A 21,750-nucleotide genomic window follows, 5' to 3' on the forward strand; every position below is an offset into this window, starting at 1 on the left:
TATGCAGTGCAATTTGAACAGTAAGCAAGATGAATTATTAATTTGAAAGGTAAACGGATTTTTTTTGAAACCAGCGGTAAATCTTGTGGCATCATCGTTGCGTCGCATTACGTTCATCTGCACTATTGTTATTAAGCTTTTTATATAAGCAAAGATGACAAGTGCTTCTGCAAAAAAGATTAATGATTTTTACTTCTGTATTTTCGTAGTTCTTATGGTGAACAATATAACACTTGACTTAGCAAAGAAACTCTGGGATTATCACCACATGCATCATGCGCTTGAAAAAGCAGATTGCATTCTGGTATTAGGCAGTCATGATCTTCGTGTTGCAGAACGTGCAGCTGAATTGTATTTGGAAGGATGGGCACCCATGATCATTTTTTCGGGAGGCCTAGGTAATTTTACAAAAGAAGTGTGGACAGAAAGTGAAGCAGATCAATTTGCTGCAATAGCCATAAACATGGGTGTTCCGGAATATGATATACTCATTGAAAACAAATCAACTAACACTGGTGAAAATATTCTTTTCACGCAACAATTGCTTACACAAAAAGGTCTCAATCCGCAATCATTTATTGTTGTACAAAAACCTTACATGGAAAGAAGAAGCTATGCCACATTTAAAAAACACTGGCCTGACAAAGAAATATACGTTACCTCTCCACAGATTTCTTTTGAAGCATATCCAACAGAAGAGATACCGCTTGAAAAAGTCATTAACATTATGGTTGGGGATCTTCAACGGATAAAGCTCTACCCTGAAAAAGGGTTCCAGGTTTTCCAGGAAATTCCTGCAGGTATATGGGAGGCATATGAACAACTTATTGTGTCAGGCTTCAACAAACATTTAATGCGTGACTAAGGTGGATTAAAAATTAGCTTTTACCTGCAGAATAAAAGTATTAAGTGCGTCAATTGACGCACCTGATACAAATAAGCAATGTAAAAGAGATAAGAAAACCTATAGCTGCATAAAGAGCTGAACGTACAAGTGAGTGACACAACAGGCGATGCCATAAAAACAAATGACGGAAGAAAATTTTACTTTATTTTTTCATATTCAGAATTGCAATCCCTGTATTTTTTAACAGACAAGTACACAGGCGTATGTTAGTATTTAATAAAAGATGTACGAAGTACCTTATTTTCATCACTACTCACCTGGATAAAATATAAACCCGCTGCATAGCCTGCAATATTTACACGGTCAGCGTTTGTTATATCTGAAGCTGTTCTTTTCAGTAATATTCTGCCATAAACATCTGATATAATAATTGTCTTTAACTGCGCATTACTTGTAAGCTGCAGCACATTACCTGTTACCGGGTTTGGATAAATATTTATTTTCCACTTACTACTGATCTGCACAGATCTTACAGAAGACAAGTAATACCTGGCATCCATATCCACCTGCTTTAACCTGTAATAATTTAAACCTGTAAAAGGCAAAGAATCAACAAACGAATAGTTTTTAATGGTATTGCTGTTACCAGCAGCATTTACATAACCTATCTGTGACCATGTTTGTTGGTCGGTACTTCTTTCTATTACAAAATATTTACTGTTGGCTTCAGTGGCTGTTGACCAATTTAGTTGTACATCATTATTATTCTTTACAGCTGTAAAGTTTAAAAGTGAAACAGATAAAATAGAGCACATGCTATTTGTAAACAACATAGTGGTAGAATCTTTGCAGCCAAATGCATCTGTAAGGACAACCTTATATTTTGAAGAATAATTGACATATGGAGCCTGTAGCGTTGAAGTAGCAGTACCATTCGTCATATCAATGCCGGAATAAAAGAGCGCATCATCCGATGAAGATGACCATAGCCAGGAGGAGCCTGTTGTACCACCAATTTCTTGTAAAGTTGTATAAGGATGTGCTGCATTTTCAAAACAAGATGGATATATAACTGCAGCCGGAGCATGAACGGTAACTGAAGTGGTAGAAACCGGTGATGTACAGCCAAAGCTATCTGTTACTTTGACTGAATAGTTATATGTGCCGCCAGTTGATGGAGCAGTTAAAACAGGATTGGCAGCTGTCGTCGAACTCAACGTACCTCCATTTCCGGACCATACATAAGTAAAGGGTGCAGTACCGCTTGTAGTGTTTGAATTAAGTGTAACCATGCCATTCTTGCAAGCATCATTTGAACTTGTAGTAACAACTACCTGTGGAGGAGTGCTTATAGCAACAGTGCTTACTGCTTTGCTTACACAATAGATATTGTTGATGTAAGTATACGTAACATTAGCCGTGCCCATATTATGGATTGTAATACTACTTGTTGCCGAATCAACTGTAACAATTGATGAATCACTGGTACTCCATGAGCCTCCTGTGACGGAATTGGAAATTGTATAAGTAGATCCTACGCAAAGGTTAGCAGAAGGCGAAATTACATTTTGGGTCAGGGGGGTTGGGATAGGATTTATAGAAATATCATCAATTGCCAGGTCATTGCCTAAACCCCCGATATTTTCATTACGCAAAAATAAGTCGGCCGTAGTAATACCTGCAGGAACTGTAAAAGAAACTGAAAAGAGCTGCCAAGCACTTGAAGTAATTTCTGCTGTTGTGCTGTCGCCAAATATAACGCCACCGAGAGTTTGCATACCAAAACGAATCTTAGGTCTTATGGGATTTGTAGGTAAAACATTGGAAACATAAAACTGAATTCTATAGGTAAGATTTTCTGTGAGGCCTGTAATACGTTGACGATAAAATTCATCTTTAGCATAGGAAGCATTTACCAAATAGAAATAACCATCATTACCAGTGTGATCAGTTACGCCAGGTGAAGTAAACCAATTACCATCTGTGGTTTTGGTAAGGTAATAGTATCCATCCTGAGGACTTGTCTGGCTAAAATAATGATAAGCGGTTCCTTCCAATGGTGTTCCAAAAGTACCATTACCGAATTGGCGTGTTCCGTTACCAGCGTCAAAGCTTTGTAAAATGCTTGTATTGCAGTTGCCATTATCGATAAGTTTTGGATTTAATTTTTCAACGATGAATTCGACATTCACTACTTCACCATAATCAGCCTTTATTGTTGTTGTATTCGTTGTGGAGTTTCCTGTTGTATTTCCCGAAGGATCATATATATTAAAACGTGTAGCATCCCAGGTAGTGTCAGGCATAACTGCACTAATCTTATAGGTCCCCGCATTATATTCCATTATTATGCTGTTACTGTATAGTGTAGCAGAATTTTTCACCCTTTCATCATCTAACCAGATGTGAACACCGTTATTGTCAGATACTCTTGTGTATATGGTTTGTGGAAAGGTAGTGCCGATATTTACTCCACCCCAAGCTTCTCCTGCGGGTCCCCCTGTTAATCTTTGCACACCCCTGGCTTCGGGCTCAGCTATCCATGCTGATGCGCCTTGAGCAAAGCTATAGACAATAGAAGTGTTGCCGCAGCAAGAAGTATTGCCTGTTGTACCTGTACCATAAATAGTTCCATTATCATCTATTGCTACATCTATAAGGCTGGCAGCACCTGCGCCGGAAGTCGTAGTAAATACAGGAAAGGTTGTGACAGAGCCAGTGGAAATGGTATAAGTTTTTACTGTTGCGCTTAAGATGTATACGATCTTTGATCCATCGCTGCTTATATCAATTCTGTCTGCAATATTGGTATTAGATGAAATATCTGTCCAACTATCATTCGAGAAATCTCCTGTATATAGATATACCCTGCCGTTTGCGTTTCGCAAGGCTATTTTTCCGCCGCCATAAGCAATATCACTTGCATTGGCTGTTTGGCCATTATGCGAAATTGTATGATCAAAGATCAGGGTAGAAGTGCCGGCATTATAAAAATAGGCGTTACCTGAATTGTTTACATAAACAAACTGGTTCAAACCTGCTCCATCAATTGCTGTAGCAGTTGTTACTGTGGTTGAAATCCAGTTACTGCTACCTGTGATTCTTTTATAAACAGTACCCGTATTAGAAGTGCCAACTGCTGTTCCCGCAATTGTCCATAGTGTTCCTGCACCATCATCATGACCCGCACCCAGATCATATACATTAAGCGTATTACCTGCGGAATCATTTGTTATAAAAGAATTCACAACAGATCCTGTTGAATCTTTTACCTTGTAAGTAAAATTTACCGAAGATTCTTCATTAATATTCTTATCATGAATATAGATCCATGCTGATTTTACTGCCACATAAACGTTGCCAGTTGCACTACAGCCATTATCGCCTGTTACTTTTACACTATATACCCCTGCGTTTGCAGAACTAACAGTGCTGATAGACGCCGTTTGCGTAGTTGCCGTGAAGCTGTTTGGTCCCGACCATATAAATGTGTAAGGAGCTACACCATTCAAAACAGATGAAGATAGATTTATTGTATTGCCATAATTCACCGGCCCATTTCCCGTCGCTGTTATGGCAGGAGACGTATTAATCGCTACAGAAGTTGTAACTGCTGTCGTTGTAAAACATCCAAAAGCATCTTTTACCTGCAAGGTATAGGTGCCTGCAGCCGCTGTAGTTATCGAACTAATAGTTGAGGAATTTGATGTCGAACTGCTTGAGTAGCTGTTAGGACCACTCCACATATATGTAAGGGGCGTAGGTACTGTGGATGCAAGTGCTGATGTACCTGCTGTCAGGCTTAATGTGCTTCCCGAGCAAACAATACTATTGCTATTTGCAGTTGCAGTAAATGAAGGCATTACAGGAACTGAGTAATAGATTTCTGTTTGCGAAGCAGATCCTGCTACAGTAGTTACAGAAAATACAATTGTTCTTACAATAGAACTGGTTATAATAATACCCACAAGTGGTTCTGATCTGTTGCCACCCGATGTTGACTTAAATGAAAGACTGGTAATACCTGTTGTAAAAGTGGAAGGCAAATTTGTTGTAGACACATTAAATGGGGTAAAATCAGAAGGATTTATTACCGTACCTGAAGCATCTTTAAACACGATTGACCATCCCTCCTGCATATCAATGTCCTGCAGGTAAACGTGTGTTCCTGCCTGGAGATCTGATGAAAATGTATGCGTTAGTCTAATATTAGTGCTATTTGTACTTATGCTTTGCATGGCTGGGACTGATAGAGGGAATCCGGAACCTGTCACAAGGCTCTCTCCCGGCGCAATAGAAGAACTGATAGTATTGCTTGTTGCACCGCCTTGGCTGGAAACTGTAAATGAATTTCCGTTCAAAACAGCCATTGTTGTATCAGTAAAGCTGCTGAAAATATGATTTACAAAATAATTACTGCTTACAGAAGGTTTTTTGCCATTAAGATAAGTACCTGTAGTAGTTGGTCCGTAACATTGACAAAGGGCAGCGCATGAAATTAGCAAAATCAAACTAAGTGTAGATAACGACTTTTTCATACTATTGGATTTTATATAGGCTTTCATTTCTTAGGATATAAAAGCATTCTAGAAAAGCCAAGCTGTATGCCAATTTTTTTTGCGCTATAAATTATTGATTATCAATGTTTTTAAAAATTGATCAAATGAAACTATTCCGATACTGGGAATTTACCGTCCCAAAATTGCGCAGTTATGTTTTCTTAATTGAGGGTCTTATAAGACCTACACCCACCTGTTACTTAATTTTTATAGCTAGAGTTTTAGAACAGAAGCAAAACTGAGGGTTGAGCAAAAATCCGAATGTACAAGAGTGCGACGCAAGGGAAGCTTAATGATATTCAAAAGCAGGGGCCAACAAAACCTTGCCTTTCGGAAAGTGTATGCTGTTGAAATTTTTGTTTGTATATGAGTGAGAAGCCATATTCAATAACAGCAATAGTTGAATGCAAAAAAATGTATCTTCCTGACACCATGCCAACACAAAAAAATAAACTGCCCGCAGGTATTCCATATATAATGAGTAATGAGATAGCTGAACGATTCAGCTTTTACGGAATGAGTGCCATACTTACTACTTTTTTAGTGAGACAATTTTTTAACCCGGCCAATGGCATTCTTGTGCTTGTTTTTATTCCCTTCTTCACATTTGTGCTCTTTCCTTTTCTCGAGAAAAATGGGGTGAAGATAAATCCACTTAACAAGTTTGGTCCTGGCTTTATTGTAAGCTTATTTTCTATTGGGATTTACTGGTTGCAGACACAAATAGACAAAGGGTTTCATCCGAGTATTGGCTGGCAATTCTTTGCATATATGTTACTTACCATTGCAGAAGTACTAATATACCAGACAGGATTAGAATATGCTTATACGCAGGCGCCAGAAAGTATGAAAAGCACTATCATGGCTTTCTTTTTGCTCTCTCTGTCTATTGGAAATATTATACTGTCTTTAATAAATGGTAGCATAGCTAACGACGGATTATTTTCCCGATTCACCGGTTCTTATTATTATTTGTTCTTTATAATTGTAATGCTGGCGGCTACACTATTCTATTTTTTTATAATAAAACCCTACCTCAGAAAGCCCATATTATAAGAAATATCTTTAGCTGTTAATCTGGAATAAATTAGTACCTGCTATCAACCATACTGAGCATTACCTTTTTATTTAGTGGTCATCTTTTTCTTCCAGCAACTTCAATACTTCATCCATCTTCAACTGCAGCCGCATTATTTCTGCCTGCGCTTTTAAGTTTACCTGGTATTCAATTTCTGCTCTTATTCTATCCTGCTCTGCCAAGCGCCGTTGACTGGTAAGCACAAGAATAGTTAACAAAAAAGATGTAAGCGTAAGCATAAACCCCAAAAAGAAAAATGTAGGAGGATTATCTGCAAAACTAATAACACCATTGTGAAGCTTTTGGTAATACCATGTTTGGAAAATAATCCACCCTGCCACGAAAATAGCTGCACAAATAAGAAAACGGCTGCTGGATACAAGGCTTGCAGCTTTGTCAACAAATCTTCTAAATGAAGCAGGCTGGTAAGAAACAACAGGCTTCTCTGTCGTATGCAAATGCATATTCACAATATTTGTCCGAAGCCTGTCAACAAGTACTGCAAGTAGGGTGCGTGAAAATTGAGGATGCTTATCCAGGTAACTGTAAAAGGTGCCCTGATCTATGTAAAGTACAGTTGTTTCATTGATTGTACGCACCGTTGCTGTATGTGGCCCCGCATCAAGTAATGAAAGCTCTCCAAAAAAAGTTCCTTCGCCTTGTGTTGCAAGTGTAATTTCCTTGCCATTTTTATTGGTATAACTTATGCGCACTTCTCCTTTTTCAATTAAATAAAGTTTATCGCCTGGTTCATCCATCCAGAAAATAACTGTATGAGGTGGATATTTTTCAGTTATAAGCTGCTTCAACAAATCCTCTAATTCTTCAGGATTGAGTGTTGCAAACAATGGGATCTTTCTTAACATTTCGGAGGTCATAAACTTTTTTTAAGTAAGGTTTTACCTTGTTGGAGTAAGTAATGATTAAAGATAGGATAAGAGTTGATTGTATAGAATAAATACAGGCTGCATTCGGCAGTGCATAAGCATATGCAGTTTCATCCGTTACAAATATTGTAGCTGTGAATTATTATGAGTCCGTCATTTACCTTTTATGGCATCACCTGTTGCGTCGCACTCTTCGGCGTCCGGAACTTGGCGTAACGAAGGTTTTGTGTCAGTAAAATAAAAAGCGGCGTTCTGGAAAACAGAATGCCGCTTTTTATTTTTGAAGGATTATATTACTTGTATAAATACGATAAAGCCGTTTTATCATAAGAATCAAAAGGCCGGTTTTGATTGGCACTTATACAAGCCAGCATCCATGAGTTTGGCTCAGCCGTTGTAGGCGTACCCGGAATATTAATTGCCCCCACAGTAGATGCACCTTCGTTTGAATAGCCACCACCGCAGCTATAACTACGATCCATGTAGTCTGTGTGCCGGAAGCCAATGCAATGACCCACTTCATGAGCAAAAATAGTTGCCGCATAATTAATAAATGTTGTACTTGTGCCTGTTCCGATGGCTCTTGAATTAACCTTTACTGTAGGATAAGGATTACCTGCAGCATCAGGAAAACCTGATGATGCAAGATAAGATCCATTTGCTTTTGCAAAAGTGATAGTAGCGCCGCTTGAAACACGTGTAAATGTAATTCGCAAACCTTCTGCATTATAGCGCCTCACCATTTCATCCAGGACGGCTGTATATGATGAAGGTAACTGACTTGATATAGCCACCGTAATATTACGTGGTAAACCAGTTACAAGATTTGTGGTACGGTACTGCTCTGTATTGGCAACACGAATTGCCATAACTGTATTTCGGGTAGCAAGATCCTGCGGCGTTAAAATGATATCGCCTTCTACCAAATAGCCTTCGTCAATTTTCTCAACATTTGTGTTGGAAAAACCGAGACTTTTGATCTGAGCTAATACATCATCTGAAACAACTGCCTGCTGAGCAACAGTATTTGTTTCTTTTTTACAACCAGTAATTAAAATTGATGCCATGCCGGCAATCCCGACTGCTTTCATAAACTTTCTCATGTTTTGATCTGATTTTGGTAAATGATAAAATTGGATAATGAAACTTCAAGTTATAATTAATTGATTAATTAAAAAATATATCTGTACCCAATTGCCTCATCTCAATACCTCTTCATTATTTTTACCAACATGGCGGCAATAATAGCATAGCCTTTATCAGAAGGATGTAATCCATCATATGTGATGTTGACCGCATCTAAAGGATAAGGATAATCGTCTGTATTCGCGTTAAAGGGGATATCAATAAAATCAGGATATGGATAATTTTTGTAAGTACCCGTTTTGGGATCTTTTAAACGCTTAAAGTTTACGAGGTTTGGATAATCCATACCGCTTTTGTGATAGAGGTCAACAACATCAAAGTGCTCGTATTTTGCAATTCCAATAATGGCATCCGCAAACTGTGAAAGCATTTGACCGTTTTTCTGCTTGTAAGAACCCCACGCATTATTTTTCATATCGTTGATATAAATAAAATCCACTCTTTGCATAGGGGTAATAAGTATGATCTTAGCATTATTATTCAAGCTCCTCAGCTTATTAATAATAATACGAAACGATCCATATACAGTATTATTACCAGTGTTGTTTTGATAATCTGCAAGTATACCCAATGTACGCCCGGACCACCAGTCATTCGTTCCCAGAAATACGGAATATACATCACTCTTTGAAAGGCCTAGATGTTCGATCTCATTTGCAATACCTCCGGATGTCCAGCCGTTATGTCCTTGGTTAATGTAATGGATGTATGGCAATCTTTCTGTGACCAATGTCATATAACCTTTGGTAATGCGGTTGCCTGTTTCATCAACATGGTTATTCAGATACGTAATGGAATCGCCAATGGCTGTCCAGGTAATTTCTTTTTTTGTAAAAGAAGTGGTTATGGCAACTATAGCAACTATACACAACAATCGCTTCATGAGATTAATTCTTTATAGCAGTAAAATTAAATGATAAAATAGCGATTGGGCTGCCCTGTTTATTAAAACGCAGTAGCCACTAAAGATGCAAATGAGCCGTCTATCTAGTATGTCTTAAAAACTTTGATATTTATTTAGTTTCTTGAAGAACACTACACCTAACTTTTAGCATATGAGTACTTCTGTTAACAAGACCGCTAGGATTGGTGGAATACTTTATTTAATTATTATAGCAGCCGGTTTCTATGGCGAAATGTTTGTGCGTTCTAAACTTATTGTGTCAGGCAATGCTGCTGCTACTGCCAATAACATTATCACTTCGCAATTACTTTGGCGCAGTGGTATTGCAACAGACCTGCTAATGCATATTTGTGACATTCCTTTGATGCTGATATTTTATTTATTACTTAAACCGGTGGATAAGAACCTTGCGCTAATGTCATTGCTTTTCAATTTAATACAAACTGCTGTTTTGGTAGTTAATAAATTAAGTCTTATAGTAGCGCTGTTTCCTTTAAGTAGTAGAGATTATCTCAAGTCTTTTGATGCGCAACAACTCTATACACTTGCTTATCTTTCTATAAAAGCGCATGGATATGGTTTTGGGCTTGGCCTTATGTTTTTTGGCTGCACATGTCTTATTATGGGCTACCTTATCTTCAAGAGTGGCTACTTACCAAAGACCATCGGCGTATTGATGCAAATTGCTGGCGTGTGTTATTTGGCAAACATCTTTGCACCAGAATCCTCTGATAAAATATTTCCTGCAATACTGCTGCCTCCGTTCATCGCGGAATTATCATTATGCCTGTGGTTGATCTTTAAAGGCGTAAATATTGCTGTGTGGGAAAAACAATTGACTTAATAAAAAAACTGCTCAGAAATAATCTTACCAGCACTTGTTTTATACACGCATAATTCGCTGTTTGTTTTGCGGGGCTCTCCTTTTATTTGCAGATCAGTATCCCATGCAACGGAAAAATAATCGCCTGCCACCACCGGATCAGATATAATGCTACCGTAAAAATTTTCTACCATTGAAATAAACAACTCGGCTTTCCTTCTTATAGCATCCATGCCTTTTGTTTCTTTTGGCAGTATGCCTTCATATGGTTCAAGACTAACAATATCTTGCGCGAATAATTCTTCTTTGGCTTCTTCTATTTTGCCATTGCGACATAAATCCACCAAACGAATGGCTAATTCTTTTGTTGTCATTTTATAAAAGCTTTACGGAATTTCAATTCTACATAAAGATACTATACCTGTTAACAGTATAATGAGGCTATTGAGACATTTAGAGGGGCGATATGCGACAAAAGTCATTGTAAAATTCAGGTTTCAAATGGAAATAAAAATTTGTTTTCTTTTCATACTGCTCCTTATTTTAAGGCATGATCGATTGGAAAACTTTTGCCCAAATACGCTTTTTTGCTTGTCCATTCCATTGCACCATCTGCCCAGAATGCATCTGTAGCAGGCAACCCAAGCGGAAGAAAAGCAACCGTACATAAATACAAACTGCCTGTGGAAATATACAGCTCAGCAATATCTGGTTGATGTCCGCAAAAACCAATAGTAAGCCATCCGTTGTTGTCAAAAGTACCCGGTGCGTCCATACTTTTTTTTATCACAGCAGTTAATGCACTGCGCACCAGAGCAGGTTGCAATGATGCAGGAAGCTTTTGTTGCAATGCAAGTTGTGCCAGTAACTGAAATGCCCCACAGCGGTATGCTAATGATCTGCCTACCGGTGGAAATGCACCTTCAGGTGAGATAAAACGTTCCTGTATTTCTGCATAGCGTTGCGAGCGTTTTTCATACAACAACATTCTGTCCCCGTATTGTCGAGTTGCTTCATTAACTGTAGCTGTAATGTCAAGTAGCATTGGTTGAATAACAAAACTGTTGTAATAATCAAATGCAAGTTCTGCACCATCACCATATATCGAATCTCCTTTGTACCATGCTTCATGTTGTTGCAGAGCATAAGTTACGGGCGACTCATTATACGTGTTGGTAAATTTTAAAAGCGCTGCTTCTATCATTGCAGAAAATAATAGCCAGTTGGTTTGTGGAGGTTGTATACTTCGTGTTGATTGCAACGCATTGGTTAAAAGTATGCGTGTTGCTGTATCAAGATTACCCCAAAGTTGTTTGGGTGCACGTATCAATGCATGTGCAAGAAATGCAGCATCAACCAATGACTGACCCCCTTCTGTAAAATTCATATAATCCGGCGATGAAGGATCGACCGCATTTTTTACAGATGCAGCAGCAAGTTCAATAAATTGTTTTCTAAGCTTTCCTTCATTTGTATCATCAGGTCCAAGTTCCAGCCAGGGTGCAAGCCCTGCAAGAGTTCTGCCAAGTGCTTCCAGGTAAGTTACTTTTTTACGATCATTAAGTGCGCCTTCTTTTGCTTCAACGGGCATTAATATTTTCAGCCTTTTCGCACTCAATGCCTGCAAGCCCGGAAGTGTAATTTTTGTAAGCATATGCACCCAATATGCACGGTCGCTATCAAAATTTTCAGCAGTATATTTAGCACGTGCTTTATTGAATTGCAGTAAACCTGCTGCACCAATCGTAGAAGTTGCTTTCAAAAAATTTCTCCTGATCATTGATTTGTTGTGTATGATAATAAAAAATCAAAAGTAATTTTATTTTGATACCAGCTGTAAAGCCCTGATTTAGCTTCGTTGCGTCGCACTACTTTCATCGGTTAGATCATTAATGGATCTTTGATTGAAGCGATAGTATATTTGTGTTAATTTTTTTTATATGGCGACTATACAAATTAAAAGAGCATATGAGCCAAAAGAAAAATCAGATGGATTCAGAATATTGGTTGACAGGCTTTGGCCACGCGGCATCAAAAAAGAAGATATGCATGTTGATGTTTGGTTAAAAGAAATTGCCCCCTCTTCAAAATTACGTAAATGGTTTAATCATGATGTAAAAAAATGGAAAGTATTTACAGCTAAATACAATGCTGAGCTTAAACATTCAACAGCTATTGAAGAAATTATAAGGCTGACAAAGACACATAAAAAAGTCACATTGATATATGGCGCAAAAGATGAACAACATAATCAGGCAGTGGTGCTAAAAGAATTCTTACAAAAAATCATTAGTATATGTTGATTTGCTGCACAAATAACCGAACGTACAAGTGAGTGACACAACAAAAGTTTAATAAAGTTTTTCAGCCTGTACCATATTTCCTTCTCTCACTTACATGCTTCTTTGTAAAAATGCAGATCGCATTTTTTATTTAATTATCTTTCCGGTAGTCTTGCAGAACAACAATTATTTCACTGGTATTACCAGTTATATTTTATGCTTAACAGACGGGAGCTTTTAAAACTATCGGGTGCAGCAACACTTGCAACGTTATTGCCGGGATCGTTGGTGCGGGCAGCTATAACTTCTAAAGCACCTTTTCGTTTTTGCCTTAATACGAGTACCATAAGCGGTCAGCAAGTGGGCCTGTTAAAGTATATTGACATAGCAGCACAAGCCGGTTATGATGGCGTGGAGCTTTGGGTAAGCGACGTAAAAGATTATTTAGATAAGGGAAACAGCATTCAATCTTTAGCAACGTTTATAAAAGCAAGGGGCATTACTGTGGAAGATGCTATCAGCTTTACAACCTGGATGGTGGATGATGAAACTAAACGAAAAGATGGGTTGATTGAACTGGAAAAAGAAATGAAAATGATGGCAGTACTCGGTTGCCATCGTATAGCAGCACCACCGGCTGGCGTGGAAAGCAATGAGCCGATAAATTTTCAAACTGCAGGTAAACGATATCATGACATACTTGCACTAGGCAGAAAATATAATGTAATGCCATTGCTTGAATTTTGGGGCGCATCGGGTACACTTTATAATCTTAGCCAGGCCCTTGCCATTGCTGCTGCCGCAGATGATGCAGATGCGCGGATATTACCGGATGTGTATCATTTATTCCGTGGCGGTTCAGGCTTTAATAGTTTAAAGCTCTTAAATGGCAGAATGATCGACATTATTCATATGAATGATTATCCTGCTTCTAAACCAAGAGAAGAACAAACAGACGGTGATCGTGTGTATCCGGGAGATGGTACTGCTCCACTAAAACAATTGCTTCGTGACCTGATGACAATGGGCGGAACAAAGGTTTTATCCCTTGAATTGTTTAATGAGAACTACTGGAAACAAGATGCCTTATTGGTTGCAAAAACAGGCCTCCAAAAAATGAAGCTATTGGTTAATGGGATTATTAATGGCAAATAAGACAAAACTGCTGTAAAAAGCGATAATAAAGTATAAGTGCCAATCAAACATTTTAGAATATCTTTCGGTTGTATTAATTAACTCGCTTATCAACTTATCATGAAAAAGATTGCTTCCTTCATTTGCCTCTTAACTGTTGTAATATTCTTTAACGGTTGTAAAACGGATTCTGATGCCCGCAAAGTTTTGGTGTTTACAAAAACAAAAGGTTATCATCATGCTTCTATTCCGGCAGGTGTTGCAGCAATAGAGCAGATTGGTAAAGAAAATAATTTTAGTGTAGATGTTGACTCCAACTCAAGTGTATTCAATGATGAAGATCTCAAAAAATATAGAGCTGTTATTTTCTTAAGCACAACTGGCAATATTCTTAATAGCGACGAACAGCTGGCATTTCAACACTATATTGAAGCCGGAGGTGGTTTTATGGGCATACATGCGGCGGCTGATGCAGAATACAACTGGGCATGGTACAATAAACTGGTGGGTGCATATTTTAAAAGCCATCCCGGCAATCCGAATGTAAGAAAGGCAACCGTTGTAGTAAAAGATACAGGCAATATAGCTATGAAAGGTATTCCTGGAAAATGGGAACGTACAGATGAATGGTATAATTATAAAAACATCAATGCAGACCTTAATGTAATTGCAACACTTGATGAAGATAGTTACGAAGGCGGTGAGAATGGAAAGGATCACCCTATTGCCTGGTATCATGATTATGATGGCGGAAGGGCATTCTATACCGGTGGCGGGCATACTGAAGAAAGTTTTAGTGAGCCTTTATTTCTGAAACATCTTGCAGGTGGAATAAAATATGCAATGGGGGCTGATACAGCAAAGCTGGATTACTCAAAAGCATACGCTGTAAAAGCTCCTGAAGAAAACAGGTTTACCAAAACTGTTCTTACCAACGATTTAAATGAACCAATGGAGATTGCCGTTACTGCAAATAAAACGGTTTATATCATTGAGCGCTCCGGCAATTTTTATGCTTATAATCCTGTAGCAAATACTACAAAGCTTGTACACAAGTTTCCTGTGTTATTGGATACCAAACAAGTGTCTGGTAATGGTTTATTAGGTTTAACTATTGATCCGGATTTTGAAACCAATAAATTCATTTATTTCTTTTACACACCTATTGATAAAAATTATCACCAGAACATTTCAAGATTTAAAATGATTGGTGATGATTCACTCGATTTTGCCTCAGAAAAAATAATTATACAGGTGCCCATTGACGGAGAAGTAAGTGCACATACCGGTGGTTCTCTGGCGTGGGATAAAAATAAAAATCTTTTTATCTCCACTGGCGACAACACCGTTCCATTTGAATCGGATGGCTATGCACCTTTGGATGAAAGAGCAGGAAGAAAAACATTCGATGCACAACGGTCTGCATCCAATACCAATGACCTGCGCGGAAAGATCTTACGTATTCACCCTGAAGCTGATGGCAGTTATACCATACCTGAGGGAAACCTGTTTGCCAAAGGCACCGCGGACACAAGACCAGAGATCTATACAATGGGTTGCAGAAACCCTTACCGCATTTCTATAAACCAGGAAACTTCCACTTTGTATTGGGGTGAGGTTGGTCCTGATGCAGGTGATGATTCGCGTCACGGACCAAGAGGCTATGATGAATTTAACCAGGCTAAAAAGCCGGGCTACTATGGTTGGCCTTATTTTGTAGGAGACAGCAAAGCATACCACGATTCTGATTTTGCTACTAAAGCAGTAGGTGATCTTTTCGATGTAAATGGGCCAACCAATAATTCTGTAAATAATACAGGACTAAAAAAGCTGCCTGCTCCAACGAAGCCTATGATCTGGTATCCTTATGGTTTCTATAAAGAGTTCCCTGAGCTTGGTGAAGGTGGAAGAGCTGCTATGGCAGGTTCTTTTTATCATTACAACAAAAGTCTTGCGAAGAAAAACAGTATTCCTGCTTACTATGATAATTGTTTATTTGTTTTTGACTGGATGCGCAACTGGGTATTTGCTTTACGTTTTGATGAGCATGAAAACTATAAACGCATGGAAGCCTTCATGCCTTTAACAGGGGATTTCAGAAGACCGATAGACATGGATATTACACCTGATGGTATTATGTATGTACTGGAATATGGTACTGTTTACGGCGCAGATAATGATGATGCAAGATTGGTGAGAGTGGATTATAATGATGGTAACCGTGCACCGGTTGCAAAGATCAGTGCAAAGGATACCATTGGTTTAACACCATTAAAAGTAAGTTTCAATAGCAATAAGAGTTATGACAATGATGAAGATGATCAACTAAAATACGAATGGACATTTGAAGGAAATAAAGTTGGTTCAACCGATGCAAACCCTGAATATACTTTTAATAACAAAGGTGTATATAAAGTAACGTTGAAAGTAACTGATCCTTCTGGCTTAAGTTCTGTTGATACCATGGAAATGAAAGCAGGTAATACAACGCCGCAGGTAAGTATCAACACAACAGGCAATAGTTCATTTTATTTTGATGCTGTATCACTTGATTATACTGTTGATGTAAAGGACAAAGAAGACGCCAATATTGACCCGCAGAAAATAAATGTAAAACTGGAATATGTACCAAAAGAAGCGGGTACATTCAAAACAGTAAACGGGCAAGGCGTATGGGTCACTCCTGCAAAAGATCTTATACAGGCAAGTGATTGCAAAGCATGTCATCAAATTGATAAAACTGTTTTAGGCCCTGCATTTATAGAAGTTGCCAAAAGTTACGAAGCCAGGCCTGATGTAATTTCTAAGTTAGCCAATAAGATCATCACCGGTGGCGCTGGTGTGTGGGGCAATACACATTATATGACAGCGCATCCTCAGCTTAGCAAAGACCAGGCAAGCACCATTGTGAAATATATCCTTTCACTTAAACAGCAACAGACCCAGGACAGTTTACCTGCAAAAGGAACAGTATCTGTTGCAGGTAAACAAGGCGGTACTTATGTGTTGTCTGCTGCATATACAGATAACGGCAATGGCGTTGTTCCACTAACCGGCACACAGCAGATCGTGTTACGTCAGCCAATGATCGCTGCGCAGGATGCAGATGTTCTGGGTGGTATTGAACGCTATGATAATAAACTGGGCGTAGTAAAAAGCAGATCATATTTTGTGCTAAAGGGTATTGATCTTAAAGACATCAAACAGGTTACGTATAATTATGCTGCAAAAGATAATGCCGCAACACTTGAGATACATCTTGATTCAACAAAAGGCGCAGTAGTAAGCACGCTCAACTACACATCATCCGGCGACTGGAACAAATTCAAACAAGCCACAGCCGCAGTTACTGACCCCGGTGGCAAACATGATCTGTATTTTGTATTTAAGAAAGATGGCGAAATAGCTGGAGAAGGTTTGTGCTTACTTGACTGGATAAAGTTTGCAAAATAAATCCGTTAATAATTTTTACAAAGCCTCAGCAATGAGGCTTTTTTTATTTTATGAACCCAACATTTGAATAAATATGATGCATTGTTGCGTCGCACACTTGTACTAAAAAACAGGTTTCAGCAATCAGTAACCAGGTCTTGGCAATTATACTTTTTAATTTGGCAACAGCTTAACCTACACTTCATTAAAAAGATATTTTTGCAATAAACGTTTGCCTTCTTGTACTGCTGCTCTTCCATCCGATTCAATGCCATACCACCCGTGATAACCACTTCGTTTACAAAGCCCGATCATTTTTGCAGTAAGCGCTTCTGAAGGCTGGTTGCGGTAAGACATTCCTTTTGCAAAAGGAACAGTTTTTTGCAGGTAAGCATAATTATCAAAATCATCAGCTGGTTCGCGCCAGTCAGGATACGTACCAAACAAAGGATGACTCACTTCTTTCATTAACGCCAGCATGAAATCGGGATCGTTTGACACGCCGCCATGATTTTCTATAAGCACTTTTATGCTTGCTTCTTCTGCATATTGCAATAATAAATTGTAAGATTCTGCAGCATATCGCAATGCATCCTTTTTAGAAATAATTTCATTCCCTCTGCAATTGGTGCGTATAGCATGGCAACCGAGATAATGTGCTATATCTATCCATTTGCGATGATTGATCTCAAATTGTTTTCGTTCTGCTTTTGTGGATGCACATCCATCTCCTTCATCATCTACCATAATCAGCACCATGGCAACACCATAATCATCAGCATTTCTTTTTAATGCATTTAAGTATGTTGCCGTGGGCACTTCAAACAACGTATTTACAAACTCAATGCCGTTAAGATCAAAATCTTCCCTGGCTATTTTAGGGAAATCAAGTGTCTTCCATTTCCCCGTTTGTATTTCCTCTACCAATGCCCATTGGGCAAGCGATATATCATCTTTGTTCATACTAATAAAAATAAATATTGAAGAGATCTTTTAAAGTTATGCAACACTTACCTATTGCAAAATACATTTTTATGAACCAGGCTTCAGTACATGTATGAAGCTCTCGTTGCGTCGCACTCTTGTACGGCATAAGATGTTTCGGCAGTTTACAAGTTTACGAGTTTACAAGTTCTTCGACTGAAGCAACCGTAAACTTAAGAAACGAGTGAACACGTAAACTTACTCAATACAGTTCCGAACGTACAAGTGAGTGACACAACAGGCGATGCCACAAAGAACTAATGCCGGTTACAAAAAAAAATATGTTATTTGCTTTCATTATTTGCCGGTGCAATTCTAATCATCAAAAAAAATTATCTTCAATTTTATTTAGCATTTAAAATATGTGCCATGAAAGGCTCTGAAACATCAGCACCCGCATTTAGCTGGGACGATTGGTATCAATCCGTTGGTGGCAGAACTATTAGTATTGCAGAAGTAGATAATATTCTTTACCAGATAAAAGAATATCAATATCCAAAATTCAAAGGAGAAGTTAACCCGCAACAAACTTTTTTCCAAAATGCTGCAGCTGCATCTGAAGCTATTAAACAAAAAGCGTTTGCATTAGGCGCAGATGAAGTGGGTGTCGCAGAAATAGAACCATCTGACATTTATAAAGGCAGGGAGATAAAAGAAAAATATGCGATCGTAGTAGGGCAAAAAATGCTTTGGCGCAATTTCCAGCAAGTGCCTTCTCATAATTCTGCCGTTGAATGTTTGCGTATATATTTTTCGCTGGGTGAAGTGGTGATACAGCTGGCAGATTATATACGCAGCCTTGGTTATGCATGTACGGTTGAGCACCCGATAGGAGACAGCGATGTGTTGCATATTCCACTGGCATTAAAAGCAGGCTTTGGCGAACTGGGCAGGCATGGTTCTATCATTCATCCAAAGATGGGTCCGTTATTTCGTTTGGGAAGTGTTATTACTGATATGCCACTTGCAATCGATCATCCTATTGATGCAGGCATTGCAGCGTTCTGCGACAATTGCAAAGCCTGCAGAATTTACTGTCCTGCCAATGCGATACCCGATGAGCGTTCTGTTGAAGCCGGCAAAGATCATCTTGGTAATTACCGTTATAAAGTTGATACAGGAAAATGCTTTCCTTATTTTGCCAAACACAACTATTGCTCTGCTTGTTTACCTGTTTGTGTCTATCATCATAAAGAATGGGCAAAAGATTTTGACGGATATAAAACCAAATTATTCCCTGTTGTTGATATGCAGGAAGCCCCGCAGCCTACGGATCCTGATGTACCCAAACATTGGTACCCGAAAATTAAAAGAGATGCGGTTTAAGTGATATTAATATTTTTGAATAGTATTAGATAACATCATTGATTGCAAAGAAATGCTTGAATTATATACTTACCTGGCAGCAGGATGGCTGGCATTTTGTTTACTGCATAGCATAATGGCAACGCTGTGGTTTAAAGCCATTATAAAAAACTTGCTGGGAAAGTATTTTAAGTATTATCGATTATTGTACTCGTTGTTCTTTTTTATATTTTTAGTATTACTCCTAAAATACCAGTTTCAACTTTCCGAATTATTATTATTCCCTGTTAATAATACTATCAAACTCCTGACAACCTTTACACTTATTGCCGGATTAATAATTATGATCAGCGCTTCAAAAAAATATTTTTTGCAAGTAACGGGTATGAAGATTTTACGAAAGAATGAGTTTAAAGATGAGTTTATTTATAGCGGAATGAATTCAGTTATCCGGCATCCCTTATATGCAGGTACTTTATTATCAGCCTGGTCTTTAGTGCTATTTTCTGCTGATGCAAGCAGCCTGATAGTCTGCATTATCATTACGCTGTATGTAATGATCGGGATAAAATTTGAAGAGAAAAAACTGCTCATAAAATACGGTGAGACTTATAAAAAATATGTCTCAAAGGTTCCCATGTTAGTGCCTGCTGTTAAGCTAAGGACCAAATCAGTCCACTAAAAAAAATATATGACATACTAAGCAAAACATTGCTCAATGAAATTCCGAACGCACAAGTGAGTGACACAACAGTTGATGCTATGAAAAACAAAAGACGGCAAAAAATATTTTGCACTTATAATTTCAATTCTCCCCAGCCTTTCCTGTATTCTCTTTTTACAAATTGATTGGCTGCTTCAAAATTGGTGATGCGCATATTTTCGCCGTCCCATTTATATGCAACATAGCGCCCTGGTGTTTCATAATCTTCCATTTCTCCGTACACAGGATCTTTTCTTTTGATGGTCTTGCGAAGATTAAAACTGCGCAATAACAAATTGCCCATCAATACTGTCTCTGTAAGCGGACCAGCATAACCCTCAAAAGGAGAATCTACTTCTGCATTGCCATAACCTGCAATGCATGCATCTATCCATTGCCACCAATGCCCGTCCATATCGCCTTCCACACGCGGATATTTTTTTGGAACGTTCACATCTTTATTTAAAGAAAGTGGCAACAATCTTGGATGGCTTCCACCCCAGCCACAGGAAACTTTTCCTTTTGTGCCAATGAATAAACTGCCACCTTCAAAATCATTTTCTTCAGGCACATCTGCTAACGCTTCATTCATGTTTACATCTGCATCCAGTTCATCAGGACGATCAGGCACAATACCACCATCCATCCAGTATAATTTCAGATCACGCCCATCTTTTAATTTGAACTTGTAACAAAGCTTACTCGATGGCGGAATACTCTCCGGAAAATCTGCTTCTTTGAAAATACCCGAGTAAACTGTAGTTGCACTACAGGTAACTTCTGTTGGATAACCAAGCTCCAATAATTTAAATGCGGGACCGATAATATGACAAGCCATATCGCCCAATGCACCTGTCCCAAAACGCCACCAGCCACGCCAGTTGAATGGAACCAGGTTATCAAAATATTCTGTGTATTGCGCCGTGCCCAGCCAAAGATCCCATTTCAATTCTTTAGGAACCGGCGGATGTTTTGTAGGCCATGGAATGCCTTGCGGCCATACAGGTCTGTTCGTCCAGTTATACACGGTTTGTATATCACCAATCAATCCTGCTTCAAACCATTCACGCATGGTGCGTATGCCATCACATGATGCACCCTGGTCTCCCATTTGCGTGATGACTTTATATTTTGATGCAGCCTGTGTAAGAATACGTGCTTCATAAATATCATGCGTTAGTGGTTTTTGCAAATACAAATGTTTATGTAGTTGCATCGCACTTAAACCAACGATCGCATGGTTGTGATCTGGTATAGCAACAGAAACTGCATCAAAATTTTTGTGTTCTTTTTCAAACATCTCACGCCAGTCGTAATAAAAGCCGGCTTTGGGAAATTCTTTGCGGCGTGGCGCAGCCATGCGATCATCTACATCGCATAGAAATGCTATCTCCGCATTCTTCTTTGGCGCGGTTGCATAATGATGAATATCATTTTCGCCTTCGCCACCACAGCCAACAGCAGCAATATAGAGTTTGTCACTCGGGGCTGTAAAACCTTTGCCCAGCACATGTCTTGGCACAATGTAAAATCCTGCGGTTGCAAGTGCAGCATTTTTTATAAAGCTTCCGCGACTGATTTTATTTTTTGAATTCTTTTTCATAATGGCAAATTTGAAAATGTGTTGAAGAAATTTTTAAGATACCAGCTATAGTTTTTTATAGCA

The 21,750-nt window shown here is 38.6% G+C and carries 16 protein-coding genes; 8 read left to right on the top strand and 8 right to left on the bottom strand.

Annotated features, from left to right (window positions below; genetic code table 11):
• Nucleotides 1-214: 214 nt before the first annotated feature.
• Entirely contained in the window at nt 215-865 is a 651-nt protein-coding gene (locus tag FRZ67_RS13815) for a YdcF family protein (RefSeq protein WP_147190213.1), read from the top strand.
• 248 nt (nt 866-1,113) lie between these two features.
• Here FRZ67_RS13815 and FRZ67_RS13820 read toward each other — a convergent pair whose 3' ends face one another.
• A complete protein-coding gene (locus FRZ67_RS13820) occupies nt 1,114-5,385 on the bottom strand; it encodes a T9SS type A sorting domain-containing protein (protein ID WP_158638370.1) in 4,272 nt (1,423 codons plus the stop codon).
• 387 nt (nt 5,386-5,772) lie between these two features.
• Here FRZ67_RS13820 and FRZ67_RS13825 point away from each other — a divergent pair, with 387 nt between their 5' ends.
• On the top strand, nt 5,773-6,462 hold the full coding sequence (locus FRZ67_RS13825; protein WP_147190218.1) for a POT-type proton-dependent oligopeptide transporter: 690 nt from the start codon (nt 5,773-5,775) through the stop codon (nt 6,460-6,462).
• 72 nt (nt 6,463-6,534) lie between these two features.
• Here the strand turns inward: FRZ67_RS13825 and FRZ67_RS13830 are convergent, their stop codons facing one another.
• From FRZ67_RS13830 to FRZ67_RS13840, 3 genes are all read right to left on the bottom strand, one after another.
• Nucleotides 6,535-7,362: a cyclic nucleotide-binding domain-containing protein gene (locus FRZ67_RS13830; RefSeq protein WP_147190220.1), complete on the bottom strand. Its 828-nt coding sequence runs from the start codon at nt 7,360-7,362 to the stop codon at nt 6,535-6,537.
• Between the two features lie 302 nt (nt 7,363-7,664).
• Nucleotides 7,665-8,474 (bottom strand): M57 family metalloprotease, encoded by an 810-nt coding sequence (locus tag FRZ67_RS13835; RefSeq protein WP_225975339.1) that lies wholly within the window; start codon nt 8,472-8,474, stop codon nt 7,665-7,667.
• A 101-nt stretch (nt 8,475-8,575) separates the two neighbouring features.
• Nucleotides 8,576-9,400 carry an SGNH/GDSL hydrolase family protein gene (locus FRZ67_RS13840; RefSeq protein WP_147190222.1) on the bottom strand — a complete coding sequence of 275 codons (825 nt, stop codon included), beginning with the start codon at nt 9,398-9,400 and terminating at the stop codon, nt 8,576-8,578.
• 172 nt (nt 9,401-9,572) lie between these two features.
• Between FRZ67_RS13840 and FRZ67_RS13845 the strand changes: the two genes are divergently transcribed.
• On the top strand, nt 9,573-10,265 hold the full coding sequence (locus FRZ67_RS13845; RefSeq protein ID WP_147190224.1) for a DUF4386 domain-containing protein: 693 nt from the start codon (nt 9,573-9,575) through the stop codon (nt 10,263-10,265).
• Here the strand turns inward: FRZ67_RS13845 and FRZ67_RS13850 are convergent.
• Both FRZ67_RS13850 and FRZ67_RS13855 read right to left on the bottom strand, forming a co-directional pair.
• Complete coding sequence (locus FRZ67_RS13850) at nt 10,262-10,618, bottom strand: SnoaL-like domain-containing protein (RefSeq protein WP_147190226.1); 357 nt, start codon at nt 10,616-10,618, stop codon at nt 10,262-10,264. The two genes, FRZ67_RS13845 and FRZ67_RS13850, sit on opposite strands and share 4 nt — an antisense overlap.
• 164 nt (nt 10,619-10,782) lie before the next feature.
• On the bottom strand, nt 10,783-12,024 hold the full coding sequence (locus tag FRZ67_RS13855) for a DUF2264 domain-containing protein (protein ID WP_147190228.1): 1,242 nt from the start codon (nt 12,022-12,024) through the stop codon (nt 10,783-10,785).
• Nucleotides 12,025-12,184: 160 nt separating this feature from the next.
• On the opposite strand from FRZ67_RS13855, the gene FRZ67_RS13860 reads away from it, so the two are divergent.
• The 3 genes from FRZ67_RS13860 to FRZ67_RS13870 all read left to right on the top strand — a co-directional run bounded on the left by FRZ67_RS13860 (nt 12,185) and on the right by FRZ67_RS13870 (nt 17,113).
• Nucleotides 12,185-12,547 (top strand): DUF488 domain-containing protein, encoded by a 363-nt coding sequence (locus tag FRZ67_RS13860; RefSeq protein ID WP_192903873.1) that lies wholly within the window; start codon nt 12,185-12,187, stop codon nt 12,545-12,547.
• Between the two features lie 195 nt (nt 12,548-12,742).
• Nucleotides 12,743-13,681, top strand: coding sequence for a TIM barrel protein (locus tag FRZ67_RS13865; protein WP_147190230.1), 939 nt, complete (start codon nt 12,743-12,745; stop codon nt 13,679-13,681).
• A 99-nt stretch (nt 13,682-13,780) separates the two neighbouring features.
• Nucleotides 13,781-17,113, top strand: coding sequence for a ThuA domain-containing protein (locus FRZ67_RS13870; protein WP_147190232.1), 3,333 nt, complete (start codon nt 13,781-13,783; stop codon nt 17,111-17,113).
• Nucleotides 17,114-17,287: 174 nt separating this feature from the next.
• On the opposite strand, the gene FRZ67_RS13875 is transcribed toward FRZ67_RS13870, so the two are convergent.
• On the bottom strand, nt 17,288-18,055 hold the full coding sequence (locus FRZ67_RS13875; protein ID WP_147190233.1) for a sugar phosphate isomerase/epimerase family protein: 768 nt from the start codon (nt 18,053-18,055) through the stop codon (nt 17,288-17,290).
• A gap of 390 nt (nt 18,056-18,445) precedes the next feature.
• Here FRZ67_RS13875 and FRZ67_RS13880 point away from each other — a divergent pair, with 390 nt between their 5' ends.
• Nucleotides 18,446-19,402, top strand: coding sequence for a reductive dehalogenase domain-containing protein (locus FRZ67_RS13880; RefSeq protein WP_147190235.1), 957 nt, complete (start codon nt 18,446-18,448; stop codon nt 19,400-19,402).
• Nucleotides 19,403-19,454: 52 nt separating this feature from the next.
• Nucleotides 19,455-20,063, top strand: a complete 609-nt coding sequence (locus FRZ67_RS13885; RefSeq protein ID WP_147190237.1) for a methyltransferase family protein — start codon at nt 19,455-19,457, stop codon at nt 20,061-20,063.
• A 115-nt stretch (nt 20,064-20,178) separates the two neighbouring features.
• Here the strand turns inward: FRZ67_RS13885 and FRZ67_RS13890 are convergent, their stop codons facing one another.
• Nucleotides 20,179-21,687, bottom strand: coding sequence for a Gfo/Idh/MocA family protein (locus FRZ67_RS13890; protein ID WP_147190239.1), 1,509 nt, complete (start codon nt 21,685-21,687; stop codon nt 20,179-20,181).
• Between the last annotated feature and the right edge of the window lie 63 nt (nt 21,688-21,750).

The sequence above is a fragment of the Panacibacter ginsenosidivorans genome, from assembly GCF_007971225.1.
In the GTDB taxonomy this organism is placed as follows: domain Bacteria; phylum Bacteroidota; class Bacteroidia; order Chitinophagales; family Chitinophagaceae; genus Panacibacter; species Panacibacter ginsenosidivorans.